This is a genomic window from Cupriavidus sp. SS-3 (assembly GCF_035818815.1).
GTDB classification, from domain to species: Bacteria; Pseudomonadota; Gammaproteobacteria; order Burkholderiales; family Burkholderiaceae; genus Cupriavidus; species Cupriavidus taiwanensis_C.
Window position 1 is genome coordinate 1 of record NZ_JAYLVT010000012.1, and the last position, 15,177, is coordinate 15,177.

17 protein-coding genes are annotated in these 15,177 nt (G+C 67.0%); 11 read left to right on the top strand and 6 right to left on the bottom strand.

The features are described from left to right. Positions 1-240 precede the first annotated feature (240 nt). From U9J39_RS18755 to U9J39_RS18770, 4 genes are all read right to left on the bottom strand, one after another. Entirely contained in the window at positions 241-1,017 is a 777-nt protein-coding gene (locus U9J39_RS18755; protein ID WP_115710947.1) for an enoyl-CoA hydratase, read from the bottom strand. Between the two features lie 87 nt (positions 1,018-1,104). After that, positions 1,105-1,857 carry an amino acid ABC transporter ATP-binding protein gene (locus U9J39_RS18760; protein WP_115710949.1) on the bottom strand — a complete coding sequence of 251 codons (753 nt, stop codon included), beginning with the start codon at positions 1,855-1,857 and terminating at the stop codon, positions 1,105-1,107. A gap of 37 nt (positions 1,858-1,894) precedes the next feature. Continuing rightward, positions 1,895-2,548, bottom strand: a complete 654-nt coding sequence (locus tag U9J39_RS18765) for an amino acid ABC transporter permease (protein WP_012353984.1) — start codon at positions 2,546-2,548, stop codon at positions 1,895-1,897. A gap of 106 nt (positions 2,549-2,654) precedes the next feature. Continuing rightward, entirely contained in the window at positions 2,655-3,446 is a 792-nt protein-coding gene (locus U9J39_RS18770; protein ID WP_115681219.1) for an amino acid ABC transporter substrate-binding protein, read from the bottom strand. 264 nt (positions 3,447-3,710) lie between these two features. Here U9J39_RS18770 and paaG point away from each other — a divergent pair, with 264 nt between their 5' ends. The 3 genes from paaG to paaK are packed head-to-tail and all read left to right on the top strand — an operon-like array spanning position 3,711 to position 6,388. Beyond that, positions 3,711-4,535, top strand: coding sequence for a 2-(1,2-epoxy-1,2-dihydrophenyl)acetyl-CoA isomerase PaaG (gene paaG, locus U9J39_RS18775; RefSeq protein WP_115681220.1), 825 nt, complete (start codon positions 3,711-3,713; stop codon positions 4,533-4,535). A 44-nt stretch (positions 4,536-4,579) separates the two neighbouring features. After that, a complete protein-coding gene (gene paaI, locus U9J39_RS18780) occupies positions 4,580-5,032 on the top strand; it encodes a hydroxyphenylacetyl-CoA thioesterase PaaI (protein WP_115681221.1) in 453 nt (150 codons plus the stop codon). Between the two features lie 51 nt (positions 5,033-5,083). Next, entirely contained in the window at positions 5,084-6,388 is a 1,305-nt protein-coding gene (gene paaK, locus U9J39_RS18785) for a phenylacetate--CoA ligase PaaK (RefSeq protein ID WP_326347751.1), read from the top strand. A 78-nt stretch (positions 6,389-6,466) separates the two neighbouring features. Here the strand turns inward: paaK and mltA are convergent, their stop codons facing one another. Beyond that, complete coding sequence (mltA, locus tag U9J39_RS18790) at positions 6,467-7,612, bottom strand: murein transglycosylase A (RefSeq protein ID WP_326347752.1); 1,146 nt, start codon at positions 7,610-7,612, stop codon at positions 6,467-6,469. Between the two features lie 124 nt (positions 7,613-7,736). Between mltA and U9J39_RS18795 the strand changes: the two genes are divergently transcribed. Further along, positions 7,737-7,952, top strand: a complete 216-nt coding sequence (locus U9J39_RS18795; RefSeq protein ID WP_116313136.1) for a hypothetical protein — start codon at positions 7,737-7,739, stop codon at positions 7,950-7,952. A gap of 13 nt (positions 7,953-7,965) precedes the next feature. On the opposite strand, the gene apaG is transcribed toward U9J39_RS18795, so the two are convergent. Next, positions 7,966-8,340, bottom strand: a complete 375-nt coding sequence (apaG, locus tag U9J39_RS18800; protein WP_012353991.1) for a Co2+/Mg2+ efflux protein ApaG — start codon at positions 8,338-8,340, stop codon at positions 7,966-7,968. A 278-nt stretch (positions 8,341-8,618) separates the two neighbouring features. Between apaG and rpe the strand changes: the two genes are divergently transcribed. The 7 genes from rpe (at position 8,619) to U9J39_RS18835 (ending at position 15,148) form a co-directional block, all read left to right on the top strand. Further along, positions 8,619-9,320, top strand: coding sequence for a ribulose-phosphate 3-epimerase (gene rpe, locus U9J39_RS18805; protein WP_116313137.1), 702 nt, complete (start codon positions 8,619-8,621; stop codon positions 9,318-9,320). Continuing rightward, positions 9,317-10,060: a phosphoglycolate phosphatase gene (gene gph, locus U9J39_RS18810; RefSeq protein WP_115681225.1), complete on the top strand. Its 744-nt coding sequence runs from the start codon at positions 9,317-9,319 to the stop codon at positions 10,058-10,060. Before rpe ends, gph begins: the two co-directional genes overlap by 4 nt. Before the next feature lie 437 nt (positions 10,061-10,497). Beyond that, positions 10,498-12,015 carry an anthranilate synthase component I gene (trpE, locus tag U9J39_RS18815; RefSeq protein ID WP_115710960.1) on the top strand — a complete coding sequence of 506 codons (1,518 nt, stop codon included), beginning with the start codon at positions 10,498-10,500 and terminating at the stop codon, positions 12,013-12,015. Positions 12,016-12,035: 20 nt separating this feature from the next. Beyond that, positions 12,036-12,605 carry an aminodeoxychorismate/anthranilate synthase component II gene (locus U9J39_RS18820; protein ID WP_115710962.1) on the top strand — a complete coding sequence of 190 codons (570 nt, stop codon included), beginning with the start codon at positions 12,036-12,038 and terminating at the stop codon, positions 12,603-12,605. Positions 12,606-12,667: 62 nt separating this feature from the next. After that, a complete protein-coding gene (gene trpD, locus U9J39_RS18825) occupies positions 12,668-13,693 on the top strand; it encodes an anthranilate phosphoribosyltransferase (protein WP_115710964.1) in 1,026 nt (341 codons plus the stop codon). A gap of 11 nt (positions 13,694-13,704) precedes the next feature. Next, positions 13,705-14,508 (top strand): indole-3-glycerol phosphate synthase TrpC, encoded by an 804-nt coding sequence (gene trpC / locus U9J39_RS18830; protein WP_116313139.1) that lies wholly within the window; start codon positions 13,705-13,707, stop codon positions 14,506-14,508. 10 nt (positions 14,509-14,518) lie between these two features. Further along, entirely contained in the window at positions 14,519-15,148 is a 630-nt protein-coding gene (locus U9J39_RS18835) for a CYTH domain-containing protein (RefSeq protein WP_115710967.1), read from the top strand. Positions 15,149-15,177 lie beyond the last annotated feature (29 nt).

Here is a 15,177-nt window from a genome sequence, read left to right on the forward strand (position 1 = left end):
ACCTCCCGGTCGACCCCGCATCCCTTGCTGCGCCTGCCTTGCAGGTGCCGCGTCGTGTTGCGAGGGGGCGAATAGTAGGCCGGTTTCGCCGCCCTTGCAACACCTTTGTCACGATGATCCGCTAAACGTTCCCGCGATTATCGTGTAAGCCTTTGAATCACATAGGGAAACAGCCCCATCACGGGGCGGAAGCAAGGCAATAGCCCTTCTCCACCCTCGGGTATTCCCTGATCCCGGAGCCTAACGGTGCTGGAAATTCGGGCCGCGCTTCTCGACGAAGGCGGCCATGCCCTCCTTCTGGTCTTCGGTGGCGAAGGTGGCATGGAACAGGCGGCGCTCGAAGTGGACGCCCTCCGCCAGCGTGGTCTCGTAAGCGGCGTTGACCGATTCCTTGATCATCATGACCACCGGCAGCGAGAACCCGGCGATGGTCTCGGCCGCCGCCAGCACTTCGTCCAGCAGCTTGTCGGCCGGGACCACGCGCGAGACCAGGCCCGCGCGTTCGGCTTCGGCGGCGTCCATCATGCGCGCGGTCAGGCACAGGTCCATCGCCTTGGCCTTGGACACCGCGCGCGGCAGGCGCTGGGTGCCGCCGGCGCCGGGCATGGTGCCGAGCTTGACCTCGGGCTGGCCGAATCTGGCCGAGTCCGCCGCGATGATGATGTCGCACATCATCGCCAGTTCGCAGCCGCCACCCAGCGCATAACCGGCTACGCCGGCGATGACCGGCTTGCGGATCTTGCGGATGGTTTCCCAGTTGCGGGTGATGTAGTCGCCCTTATAGACGTCCATGAAGGAGTACTTGGCCATCATGCCGATGTCGGCGCCGGCGGCGAAGGCGCGCTCGCTGCCGGTGATGACGATGGCGCCGATACCTTCATCCTGGTCAAAGGCGGTCAGCGCGACGCCCAGTTCATCCATCAGCGCATCATTGAGCGCATTCAGGGCCTTCGGGCGATTCAGCGTGATCAGGCCAACACGGCCGCGGGTCTCGACCAGGATGTTCTCGTACGGCATGTCTTCTCCTAAATATGATCAGGCGGATGGCATGGTCGCCACCGGCTGCGGGCTATTCTGCCATCGGTTGCGGCGTGACGGCGCCGGCTAGAGCATGTGCGCGAGGAATTCGCGGGTGCGCGCGTGGGCCGGGGCGCCGAACACTTCTCCGGGAGGGCCTTCCTCGAGAATCTGGCCCTCGTCCATGAATACGACGTGGTTCGCCACTTCACGCGCAAACCCCATTTCATGGGTGACGACGAGCATGGTCATATGTTCTTCCGCCAGTTGCCGCATGGTGCGCAGCACCTCGCCGGTCAGTTCCGGATCCAGCGCGGAAGTGGGCTCGTCGAACAGCATGATGTCCGGTTCCATCGCCAGCGCGCGCGCAATCGCCACGCGCTGCTTCTGGCCGCCGGACAGCCGCGCCGGGTAGTTGTCGCGCTTGGCCAGCAGGCCCACCTTGCGCAGCAACTCCTCGGCCTGCGGGATCACCGCATCGCGCCGCAACCCCTTGACGGTCACCGGCGCCTCGATGATGTTCTGCAACACCGTCATGTGCGGAAACAGGTTGAACGACTGGAACACCATGCCCATCTTGCGGCAGATGCGACGCACGTCCGCGTCCGGCACATAGCGGGCCGCGCCGTCTGGGCCGGCGGCGGCCAGCGTCTCGCCCTCGATGTGAAGGCTGCCGCGGTCGATCACCTCGAGATGATTCAGGCAACGCAGCAAGGTACTCTTGCCCGAGCCCGACGGGCCGATCACTGCGGTGACATCGCCCTTGCGCAAGGTCAGCGAAACACCGCGCAGGACCTGCAGCGGCCCAAACGACTTGTAGATATCCCGTGCCGCGATCATGACGCCAGGCGCATCGGGTGAAGGGGCGCCGTTCGGGCTAGTCATCATGTTTGGCATAGCGTTTTTCGAGATTCTGGAAGAACCAGGTCAGAATCAGCGTCATCACCAGGTAGAACAGCGCGGCGACGAGGAATGGCGTGGTGGTGAAATCGCGCTGCACGATGCCGCGCGCCGTGCGCAGGATGTCATTGAGCGCCAGCACGTAGATCAACGAGGTGTCCTTGATCAGCGTAATGGTCTCGTTGCTGACCGGCGGCAGGACGCGGCTGACCATCTGCGGCAGCACCACCCGCCGCATGGTCTGGAAGTAGGTCATGCCCAGCGCCTTGCTGGCTTCATACTGGCCGCGGTCGACGGACTTGATCCCGGCGCGGAAGATTTCGGCGAAGTACGCGGCGTAGTTCAGCGCGAAGGCCACCACTGCCGCAGGAAAATCAGGCAGCCGCACGCCGATGACCGGCACGAACGGCAACGCGAAATAGATAAACAGCATCTGCAGCATCAGCGGCGTGCCGCGCATCAGCCAGATATAGCCGTTGACCAGGCCGCTCAGCAACGGCCACGACGAAATGCGCGCCAGTGCCAGCGCAAGCCCCAGCGGCACCGACAAGGCGAGCGTGATGGCGAAAAGCGTCAGCGTGACTTTGGCACCCTGCGCCAGCGGCAGCAGAAGAGATAAGACGTAATCCATGCTCGCGCGTACAGAAAGAGGTAAGGCCTCCGGGAAGCCCGGCGAACGGGTCCGGAGTTGGCGTGCCCCTCGCCTGAACCGCGAGGGGTGTCACGCCGGGTCTGGATTACTTGGTGATGTCGGCGCCAAACCACTGGGTGGCGATACGCGCCGCGGTGCCGTCCTGCTTCATCGAAGCCAGGGTCTGGTCGAGCTTGCCGAGCAGTTGAGCATCATCCTTGCGCACGCCGACACCGTATTCCTCGGTGCCGAAGTTCTCCTCCAGCACGCGGTATTCGCCGGCGCGCTTGCTGATCAGGTAGCGGCCCACCACCTCATCCACCACGATCGCGTCGAGGCGGCCTGCCGACAGGTCCATCAGCGCCGTCACGTTATCGCCGAAGGTCTTGAGTTCCTTCAGGCTGGCGGCAATCTGGCTTTCCTTCTTGATGGCATCCACCGCGCTGCTGCCGTCCTGCGCGCCGACGATGCGGCCGGCCAGGTCAGCCTTGGCCTTCACCGGCGACTGGCTGCCGACGATCACGATCTGGTGGTTGGTCATGTACGGCGCGGTAAAGCTGATGTTCTTCTTGCGCTCTTCGGTGATGGTCAGCCCGTTCCACAGCACATCGACGCGCTTGCCGTTCAGTTCCGCCTCCTTGGCGCTCCAGTCGATCGGCTTGAACTCGACCGTCATGCCGAGACGGCGGCTGGCCTCCTTGGCCATATCGATATCGAAGCCAACCAGCTCATTGTTGGCATCGCGGAAACCCATCGGCGGGAAATTGTCGTCCAGGCCTACGATGATCTTGGCGGCCGTATCCGTGCCGGCAGCCGGCGCGGGGGCGGATTCCTTCTTGCCGCACGCGGCGAACAGCGCGACGGACGAGATCAGGAGCAATGCAGCGAACTTCTTCATAGGATTTCCAATGCGGATGGGAGAGCGCGCCGGGCTTCGCTCGCGCAGGCCGGCGGGGTTTCAGATTGTTGTTGGCAGCGCGATTATAGAGCGGTGCCGTCGGCCGGCATTGCGTACCAGCCGGCATTTGCGCCAATCTCTTCCTACCCGCGGGCAAAAATTGGTGCTAACATTTGCCGACCGACTGGTCGGTTTATTTTAGAGGCATCAGCCCGTACCGAGCGCAAGCCTGGAGTCATCGATTCCATCCGGCAGGAGACAACAATGCCCCCGACGTCCACGCCCGCTGGCCAGCCGGTCAGCATCGAGAGCGGTCCCATCCTGCTGGCCTGGCAGGGGCCGGTCGCCATCATCACGCTCAATCGTCCCGACAAGCTCAACAGCTTTACCCGTGCCATGCACCAGGCGCTGCAGCAGGCGCTGGACCACGTCGAGGCCGGCGGCGCCCGCGCCCTGCTGCTGACGGGGGCGGGCCGCGGCTTCTGCGCGGGCCAGGACCTGGCCGACCTGGATTTCACGCCGGGGCATATGACCGACCTGGGCGAGCTGATCGATACCTGGTTCAATCCGCTGATCCGCCGCCTGCACGGCCTGCCGCTGCCGGTGGTGGCGGCGGTCAACGGCACCGCGGCCGGTGCCGGCGCCAACCTGGCGCTGGCCTGCGACATGGTGCTGGCGGCGCGCTCCGCCAGCTTTATCCAGGCTTTTGTCAAGATCGGGCTCGCGCCGGACTCGGGCGGCACCTGGCTGCTGCCACAGCGCATCGGCATGGCGCGCGCGCTGGGCCTGGCCATGACCGGCGAGCGCCTGAGCGCCGAGGACGCCGAAGCCTGGGGCCTGGTCTGGCAGACCATGGACGATCCGCTGCTGCCGGAACAGGCGCTGGCACTGGCCACGCACCTGGCCGGGCAGCCGACGCGCGCGCTGGCCGCGATCAAGCGCGCCATGTATGCCAGCGCCACCGCCACGCTCGACGCCCAGCTCGACCTCGAACGCGACCTGCAGCGCGAGCTTGGCCAGTCCGCCGACTATGCGGAAGGCGTTAACGCCTTCCTCGCCAAGCGCGCCCCGCATTTCACCGGCAAGTAGGGCGCGGGCCAGCCCGCCCGCATCCCCAGACACAGGAGATCAGCTTGAAACAGGACCCCCAGGCCCTCGCGGAAGCCGCCGCGGCCGCGATGTATGAAGCCGACACCTGCAGCCGCTGGCTGGGCATCACGGTCCAGGCGGTGCGCCCCGGCTATGCGCGGCTGACCATGCCGGTGCGCAAGGAATTCCTCAACGGCCACGGCATCTGCCATGGCGGCCTGATGTTTACGCTGGCCGATTCCGCCTTCGCCTTTGCCTGCAACAGCCATAACATCAACACCGTGGCGGCCGGCTGCAGCATCGAGTTCCTGCGACCCGTGCATGGCGACGACGTGCTCACCGCCGAGGCCACTGAACAGGTGTTGTCCGGCCGGCACGGCATCTACGATATCCGCGTGACCAACGCGGCGGGCCAGGCGGTGGCGATGTTCCGCGGCAAGTCCGCGCAGATCAAGGGACACGTGGTGCCGCCGCCCGACGCAATCGACGGCGCCTGAGCAAGGCCTGACAAGACCCTGATGACAAACGCCCCCCGTGCAGGAGACCTCATGAGCACGCGCCTGACCGATCTGCCCCTGGACCCGATCGAGACCGCCAGCCGCGCCGAACTGCAGGCGTTGCAGCTGGAGCGCCTGAAATGGTCGCTTGGCCACGCCTACGCCCATTCGCCGGTCTACCGGCGCAAGTTCGACCAAGCCGGCGTGCACCCGGACCAGCTGCAATCGCTGGCCGACCTGGCGCGCTTTCCGTTCACCAGCAAGCAGGATCTGCGCGACAACTACCCGTTCGGCATGTTCGCGGTGCCGCAGGAGCGGGTGGCGCGCATCCATGCCTCTTCCGGCACCACCGGCAAGCCCACCGTGGTCGGCTACACGCTGCAGGACATCGACAACTGGGCCACGGTGATGGCGCGCTCGATCCGCGCCTCGGGCGCGCGGCGCGGCGACAAGGTCCATATCAGCTACGGCTACGGGCTGTTCACCGGCGGACTGGGCGCGCACTACGGGGTCGAGAAGGCGGGCCTGACCGCGATCCCGTTCGGCGGCGGACAGACCGAGCGGCAAGTGCAGCTGATCCAGGACTTCAAGCCGGAAGTGATCATGGTGACCCCCAGCTATATGCTGGCGATCGCCGACGAATTCGAGCGCCAGGGCATCGACCCGGCCAGCACCTCGCTGCGCGTCGGCATCTTCGGCGCCGAGCCGTGGACGCCGGAGATGCGGCTGGCGATCGAGAAGCGCATGGGCATTTCGGCGGTCGACATCTATGGCCTGTCCGAGGTCATGGGGCCCGGCGTGGCCAACGAATGCGCCGAGACCAAGGACGGCCCGACCATCTGGGAAGACCACTTCTACCCGGAGATCATCGACCCGGACACCGGCGCGGTGCTCCCCGACGGCGAGTTCGGCGAGCTGGTGTTCACCTCGCTGACCAAGGAAGCAATGCCGGTGGTGCGCTACCGTACGCGCGACCTGACCCGCCTGCTGCCGGGCACTGCCCGCGCGGCATTTCGCCGCATGGAGAAAGTCACCGGCCGCACCGACGACATGATGATCGTGCGCGGCGTCAACGTGTTCCCGTCGCAGATCGAGGAACTGATCCTGAAGCAGGCCGAACTGGCGCCGCACTACCAGTGCGTGCTGGGCAAGGACGGCCACATGGACACGCTGACGGTGCGCGTGGAATGCGCCCATGGCGGCGAACCGGCGCGTGCGCAGGCCGCGCGCGAGCGGCTGGCGCATGAGATCAAGTCCTATATCGGAGTGACCGCTTCCATCGACGTGCTGCCGGAGGGGGGCATCGAGCGCTCGGTGGGGAAGGCGAAGCGGATCGTGGACCAGCGGCCGCGTTGAAATGCGCCGGTTGTCTCCCCTCGCCCGCTTGCGGGAGAGGGGAGACAACATTCGCAGTATTAGCCTGATGGGCTGGCCTTAACTGCGCGGCATCAGCACCCACATCCTGCCGCCCTGCTTCATCCGTCCGGCGGTCTCGCCGGCGGCATCGCCGGCCCCCCAGAAAAAGTCCGCACGCACGCCGCCCTTGATCGCGCTGCCGGTATCCTGCGCGAACATCAGGCGCTGGATCGGCTCGGTCGACAGCGGACGCGTGGTCGACAGGAACACCGGCACGCCCAGCGGGATCGTGGCCGGGTCGACCGCGATCGAGCGCTCCGCGGTCAGCGGCACGCCCAGCGCGCCCACCGGGCCGTCGTTGTTGGGCGGCAGCTCGCGGAAGAAGACAAAGCGCGGGTTGATGTTGAGCATCTCTTCGACGCGCCCGGGATTGGCGCGCGCCCAGGCCTTGATGCCCTGCATGGTGGCCTGGGCCGGGGTGATCTCGCCGCGGTCCAGCAGCCACTTGCCGAACGAGCGGAACGGCTGGTCGTTGGTACCGCCGAAGCCCACCCGCATCATGCTGCCGTCTGCCATGCGGATGCGGCCCGAGCCCTGGATCTGCAGGAACGCGGCCTCGACCGCGTCGTCGACCCAGACCAGCTCGTTGCCGCGCATGGCCGGGTTCTGCAGCAGCTCGGCGCGCGCCGGCAGTGCTCGGTTGCCGAACTGCGGCGGCTTGCGGTACAGCGGCACCTGGAATTTGCCCTGGCGCGTGCGCGACCCGTGCAGGATCGGCTCGTAGTAGCCGGTGATCAGGCCACTGTCGGTGCCGTCGCCATTGACCACGCGGTATGGCTGGAAGTTGCTTTCGAAGTACGCGCGCATGGCGTTGATGTCGCCGGCATTGACCATCATGCCGGCGGCGCAGGCGCGGGACCATTCCGCGCGCTTCTTCAGCGCCTGGCAGCTTTGCTGCAGCGCCGGCCAGGCGGCGCGCACATCGTCCTGGGCCCAGCCGCCGATCTCGGCCCAGCTGGCCGCCTGCAGCCGGCCCTTCTGCGACGACGCCGTCGGCGGCGTAGTGCCGGACGGGGTGGTCTCGACGCGCGGCGGCGGGCCGCTCATGCAGCCGGCCAGCAGCACCGCGGCGCCGGAAAGCGCGAGCCAGCCGCGCATGCGGCGCGGCGACGGGGAGGAAACCTGGGAAACCTGTGAAATCGGGAAAGCGTCCGCGTATGCCATCTTGCTATTGTTCAAAGTCCTGGAAACCGCAGCGTGCGGGGCGCATTCCGCCGGAAAGCCCCTACAATGCCACCGTCATCCCTCAACCACCGCCTGCGCCCCCGCGGGCCGCGCTGCATCTGCCATGAGCAAGTTCTTCGAAGCCCATCCCATGCTGCTGTTCGCCCTGGAAGCCGGCGTGGCGCTGTTCCTGCTGATCTTTATCGTGATCTGGACCATGGGCACGGCGAAAAAGCACCCGCGTCCCACCCGCGCGCCGTCGGAGCACCCGTCGCGCCAGCCGGCGCAGGGCGACACGCAAGCGCCGCAGCAGGATCAGGACAGCGCACCGCGCACGTAGGTTCCCCGCACGTTCAGTGCAGCATGCGCGGCAGCACCAGCGCGAACTCGGGGATCGGCACCTCGAAGCGATGGCCGTCCTCGGCCACGCAGAAGTATTCGCCCTTCATCGAGCCCACCGGGGTCGAGATCGTGGCCCAGCTGGTGTACTCGAAATGCTCGCCCGGCTTGAGCAGCGGCTGGTGGCCGACCACCCCTAGCCCGGCAACTTCCTGCGTGCCGTTGTCGCTGTCCGTGATGATCCAGTGCCGCGAGATCAGCTGTGCCGCGACCTCGCCGGTATTGTGGATGGTGATGGTATAGGCGAAGGCATGGCGCCCGCGCTCGGGGTCGGACTGGTCCGGCAGGTACTGGGTGCGCACCGACACGGAGAAGGCGTACTCGCTCATTTGGGCAGGGCCGGCGGCGGGAGCGGCCGGCAGGGAAATGGGTAGCCGCATTGTGCGGGATGGGCGCGGGACGGGCAAGAGCGCGGGCCTGGCGCCGCCCGGACGCGATCGCCCCGGGCGGGCGTAGAATAGCGGTCTTTCAACGCCGTGCCGCCCGCCGTGGCCCCGGCCGCTCTTGCCGCCCTGCTGGCCCCCCTGCTGGTTTCAGCGGCCTGGCGGCGCCCGCGGCCCGCCGCCAGCGGCGATAACAGCATTCCCTGCATTCACCGCGCGCCACCATGACCCAGCCCACCTTCCGCATCGCCCCCTCCATCCTGTCCGCCGACTTCGCCCGCCTGGGCGAGGAAGTCCGCCGCGTGACCGAGGCCGGCGCCGACTGGATCCACTTCGACGTGATGGACAACCATTACGTGCCCAACCTGACCGTGGGCCCGCTGGTGTGCGAGGCGATCCGTCCCCACGTGACCGCGCCCATCGACGTGCACCTGATGGTGCGCCCGGTGGACCGGATCATCCCGGACTTTGCCAAGGCCGGCGCCAATATCATCACCTTCCACCCGGAAGCCAGCGAACACGTCGACCGCTCGCTCGCGCTGATTCGGGATAACGGCTGCCAGGCGGGCCTGGTATTCAACCCGGCCACCCCGCTGCACCACCTGGACCACGTGATGGACCGGCTGGACGTGATCCTGCTGATGTCGGTCAACCCGGGTTTCGGCGGCCAGTCGTTCATCCCCGAGACACTGAACAAGCTGCGCGCGGTGCGCCAGCGCATCGACGAATACACCGCCCGCACCGGCCGCACCATCCTGCTGGAAGTGGACGGCGGCGTGAAGGTCGACAATATCGCCGAGATTGCCGCAGCCGGCGCCGACACCTTCGTGGCGGGCTCGGCGGTGTTCGGCAAGCCGGATGCCGACGGCGGCTACCGCGGCATCATCTCGGCGCTGCGCAGCGAACTGGCCAAGGCCGGCCAATGACGGCGGGCATGGCACTGCGCCGCACCGACTGGAGCGGCATCGAAGGCGTGATCGTCGACCTGGACGGCACCATGGTCGATACGGCGGGCGACTTCCACGCCTCGATCAACGCCATGCTGCTGGCGCTGGGCCGCCAGCACCCCAACCTGGGGCCGGTGGCGCCGATGTCCGGGCAGGAGATCGTCAGCTACGTCGGCAAGGGCTCGGAAAACCTGATCCGGCGCGTGCTCGACGCGCGCTTCTCGCCGCTGCACGCCAACGGCCTGTTCGCCGATGCCTACGCGCTGTACGACCGCGAGTACATCCGCATCAACGGCCAGTTCTCGCAGGTCTACCCGGGCGTGCGCGACGGGCTGGCGGCAATGAAGGCGGCCGGCCTGCGGCTGGCCTGCGTGACCAACAAGCCCTACAGCTTCACCGAGCCGCTGCTGGCCAAGACCGGGCTGGCGCCGTATTTCGAGCTGGTCTACGGCGGCGACGCGTTCCAGCTGCGCAAGCCCGACCCGTTCCCGCTGCTCAAGGTGGCGGAGGTGTTCCGGCTCGATCCGTCGGCGATGGCGGCCCTCGGCGACTCGGAAAACGACGCCCAGGCGGCGCGCGCGGCGGGCATGGGCGTGCTGCTGGTGCCCTATGGCTACAACCATGGCAATCCTGTACAAGCCGTCGAGGCCGATGGTATAGTCGACACCATTGCCCACGCCGCAGCGCTGTTTGCGGCACACCGGGCAGGTCATCGCTAGGGTCGGTCATCAGATCGGCCGCGACTGAAATCCCTGAACCTTCAATGTTTCTCAACCGCAAACGCATCTCTTCTGGCAGTGATCGGCAGGCCTGGCCCTGGCGTCGCTGGCGCGCCTCCCAACAGGCGTAAAGTGCGTTCGCGAGTCTGCTGACACGCCTTCGATCCGAAGGCGTCGACACTACCGGCCAAGGCGACCAGCCATGCCGGGCATCACCACCCAAACCCGCCGAGCCAGCGTAGCCTTATTTCTCTGCTACGTTTAGCTCAAGAACGCGCCGCACGCCCGCTTTCCGGCCGTGTGCAGCCTTGTCCGCAAGCTTGCCGCACCACGGTCCGCAACCGGGGCGGAATTCCCATACGCTCCAGCCAACTCTGCCGATATGCGGCACCGCGCCTGACCATCGCTCGCGGCGCGGGCCGAACAAGAGGACCGACATGACCGAACTGGAATTCAAATCGCTGGCCGACCAGGGCTACAACCGCATCCCGCTGATCGCCGAGGCCTTTGCCGACCTGGAAACGCCGCTGTCGCTGTACCTGAAGCTGGCCCAGTCGCAGACCCGCGGCGTCAACACCTTCCTGCTCGAATCGGTGGTGGGCGGCGAGCGCTTCGGCCGCTATTCCTTCATCGGCCTGCATGCGCGCACGCTGCTGCGCGCCTACGGCAACCGCACCGAGGTGGTGACCGACGGCAAGGTGGTGGAAACCCACGAAGGCAATCCCCTCGATTTCATCGCCGAGTTCGAGAGCCGCTTCAAGGTGGCGCTGCGCCCCGGCCTGCCGCGCTTCTGCGGCGGCCTGGCCGGCTACTTCGGCTACGACGCGGTACGCTATATCGAGAAGAAGCTCGCCAGCACGCAGAAGCCCGACGACCTGAACCTGCCCGACATCCAGCTGCTGCTGTGCGAAGAGCTGGCGGTGATCGACAACCTGTCGGGCAAGCTCTACCTGATCGTCTACGCCGACCCGACCACGCCGGAGGCCTATTCGCGCGCACGCCAGCGCCTGCGCGAACTGCGCATGAAGCTGCGCCAGCCCGTCGACGTGCCGGTGACCAGCCCGTCGGTGCAGACCGAGGTCTACCGCGAATTCGCCAAGGCCGACTACCTGGCCGCGGTGCACAAGGCCAAGGAATACATCATGGCCGGCGACATGATGCAGGTGCAGATCGGCCAGCGCCTGGTCAAGCCCTATCGCGACGCGCCGCTGTCGCTGTACCGCGCGCTGCGCTCGCTGAATCCGTCGCCGTACATGTACTTCTACAACTTCGGCGACTTCCAGGTGGTGGGCGCGTCGCCGGAAATCCTGGTGCGCCAGGAAGCGCGCAAGGTGGGCGCCAACGGCGACACCCGCACCGAACACATCGTTACCATCCGCCCGCTGGCCGGCACGCGCCCGCGCGGCAATACGCCGGACAAGGACGCGCAGCTGGCCACCGAGCTGCTCAACGACCCGAAGGAGATCGCCGAGCACGTGATGCTGATCGACCTGGCGCGCAATGACATCGGCCGCATTGCCGAGACCGGTTCGGTCAAGGTCACCGACAAGATGGTGATCGAGAAATACTCGCACGTGCAGCATATCGTCAGCTCGGTCGAAGGCACGCTGCGCGAGGGCATGAGCAACCTCGACGTGCTGCGCGCGACCTTCCCGGCCGGCACGCTGTCGGGCGCGCCCAAGGTCCATGCGATGGAAATCATCGACGAACTGGAGCCGTGCAAGCGCGGCATCTATGGCGGCGCGGTGGGCTACCTGTCGTTCGGCGGCGAGATGGACCTGGCCATCGCCATCCGCACCGGCATCGTCAAGGACGGCAACCTCTACGTGCAGGCCGCCGCCGGCATCGTTGCCGATTCGGATCCCGAAGCCGAATGGAGGGAAACCGAGGCCAAGGCGCGCGCCGTGATCCGCGCCGCCGAGCAGGTCCAGGATGGCCTGGACTCCGACATCTGAGAGAACAGGAGACAGACGCCATGCTGCTGATGATCGACAACTACGATTCGTTCACCTACAACCTGGTCCAGTACTTCGGCGAACTGGGCGTGGACGTGCGCACCTACCGCAACGACGAGATCACCATCGAAGAGATCGAGGCGATGAAGCCCGACCATATCTGCGTTTCGCCGGGCCCGTGCAGCCCCAAGGAAGCCGGCATCTCGGTGGCTGCGCTGCAGCACTTTGCCGGCAAGGTGCCGATGCTGGGCGTGTGCCTGGGCCACCAGGCCATCGGCGAAGCCTTCGGCGGCAAGGTGATCCGCGCCAAGCAGGTGATGCACGGCAAAGTCAGCACCATCGAGACCACGCAGCAAGGCGTCTTCGCCGGGCTGCCCAGGCACTTCGACGTGACGCGCTATCATTCCCTGGCGATCGAGCGCGAGACCCTGCCCGATTGCCTGGAGATCACTGCCTGGACCCCGGACGGCGAAATCATGGGCGTGCGCCACAAGACGCTCGCCGTTGAAGGCGTGCAGTTCCATCCCGAGTCGATCCTGTCCGAGCACGGCCATGCGATGCTGGCCAACTTCGTCAAGGCGCCGCGATGAGACTGCTCGACTCCGCGCCCGCCAGCCCCCATCACGCCATCCAGACTGTCAACGAGAACGCCATGATCACGCCGCAAGAAGCCCTGACGCGCTGTATCGAACACCGCGAAATCTTCCATGACGAGATGCTGCACCTGATGCGGCAGATCATGCAGGCGCAGATCTCGCCGGTGATGGCCGCCGCGATCCTGACCGGGCTGCGCGTCAAGAAGGAAACCATCGGCGAGATCTCGGCCGCCGCGCAGGTGATGCGCGAGTTCGCCAACAAGGTGGCGGTGAAAGACCGCGAACACTTTGTCGATATCGTCGGCACCGGCGGCGACGGCTCGCACACCTTCAATATCTCGACCGCGTCGATGTTCGTCGCCGCCGCCGCGGGCGCGAAGATCGCCAAGCACGGCAACCGCGGCGTCAGCTCCAAGTCGGGCAGCGCCGACGTGCTGGAGGCGCTGGGCGTGAACATCATGCTGACGCCCGAGCAGGTCGGCCAGTGCATCGAGGAAACCGGCATCGGCTTCATGTTCGCGCCGACGCACCACCCCGCGATGAAGAACGTCGCGCCGATCCGCAAGGAAATGGGCGTGCGCACCATCTTCAATATCCTGGGGCCGCTGACCAACCCGGCCGATGCGCCCAACATCCTGATGGGCGTGTTCCACCCCGACCTGGTCGGCATCCAGGTGCGGGTGATGCAGCGCCTGGGCGCGCAGCACGCCATCGTGGTGTACGGCAAGGACGGCATGGACGAGGTCTCGCTCGGCGCGGCCACGCTGGTGGGCGAGCTGAAGGACGGCGAAGTGCGCGAGTACGAGATCCACCCCGAGGACTTCGGCCTGTCGATGATCTCCAACCGCGGCCTGAAGGTGGCCGATGCCGCCGAATCGAAGGACATGCTGCTCGAGGCCCTGTCCAACGCGCCCGGCACGCCGCGCGAGATCGTGTCGCTGAACGCCGGCACCGCGCTGTACGCCGCCAACGTGGCGGACTCGGTCGAGGACGGCATCCGCCGCGCGCGCGAAGCCATCGCCAGCGGCGCGGCGCGGCAAAAGCTCGACGCCTTCGTGCGGGCCACGCAGCAGTTCAAGTAAGAGACGCCGATATGTCCGACATCCTGCAGAAAATCCTGACCGTCAAGGCCGACGAAGTCGCCGCCGCGCGCAAGCGGCGCGACCTGCCCAGCCTGCGCGCCGAGGCCGAAAGCCTGCGCACCGAGGCCGGTCTCGCGCCGCGCGGCTTCGAGCGCGCACTGCGCGACAAGATCGCTGGCGGCCACGCCGCGGTGATCGCCGAGATCAAGAAGGCCTCGCCGTCCAAGGGCGTGCTGCGCGAGCAGTTCCTGCCCGAGGCCATCGCCGAGAGCTATGCCACGCACGGCGCGGCCTGCCTGTCGGTGCTGACCGACGAGCATTTCTTCCAGGGCCACGCCGACTACCTGAAGCGCGCCCGCGGCGCCTGCCCGTTGCCGGCGCTGCGCAAGGACTTCATGGTCGACCTGTACCAGGTCTATGAAGCGCGCACCTGGGGGGCCGACTGCATCCTGCTGATCGTCGCGGCACTGGACCCTGGCCTGATGGCGGAGCTGGAAGCGTGCGCGCTCGAACTCGGCATGGACGTGCTGGTGGAAGTGCACGGCAACGATGAGCTCGACGCCGCGCTGCGGCTGAAGACGCCGCTGCTGGGCGTGAACAACCGCAACCTGCGCACCTTCGAGGTGTCGCTGGACAACACGCTGGACCTGCTGCCGCATATTCCGGCCGACAAGCTGGTGGTGACCGAATCGGGCATCCTCGCGCCGGCGGACGTGAAGCGCATGCGCGATGCCAATGTCCACGCGTTCCTGGTGGGCGAGGCGTTCATGCGGGCGAAGGAGCCGGGGGTGGAGCTGGCGCGTTTGTTTGGGTGATTTCCTCCCCATGCCCCAGGAAATCGAACTCAAACTCGCCGTCCCCGACGCCGCCCTGGCCCCGCTGGCCGCCTGGCTCGACGCCCACGGCCAGCCGCGAGGCGAAGCCACGCTGCTCAACGTCTACCTCGACACGCCCCGGCGCGACCTGGCACAGGCGCGCGCGGCGCTGCGCCTGCGCCGCAGGGGCGAGCAGTGGCTGCAGACGCTGAAGACCGCCGGCAGCAGCCAGGGCGGCCTGGCCACGCGGCATGAGTGGGAGACCGCCATCGCCGGCGAGGCCATCGAACTGCAAACGTTTCCCGCCGAGGCGCAAGCCGTGCTGGCGCCGCTGATCGGCAGCCTGGCCCCGGTGTTCCGCACCGACTTCATCCGCCGCACCTGGATCGTGACGCAGGACGACGCGCGGATCGAAGCCGCGCTCGACACCGGCACCATCACCGCCCCGGCCAGCGCCGCGCAGGAGCGCATCCAGGAACTCGAGCTGGAATGGCTCGATGGCGACGCCGCGCACGCCGCCGAGGCGCTGCGCGCCTTCGCCGCGCGGCTTGCCGCCGTGGCGGCGCTGGCGCCGTCGGACCTGAGCAAGGCTGCGCGGGGTTACCGCCTCGCCGGGATCGCCGAGGGCAAGGCGTCATAATCGCGGTTTTCCCGCCGCGCATATCCCGC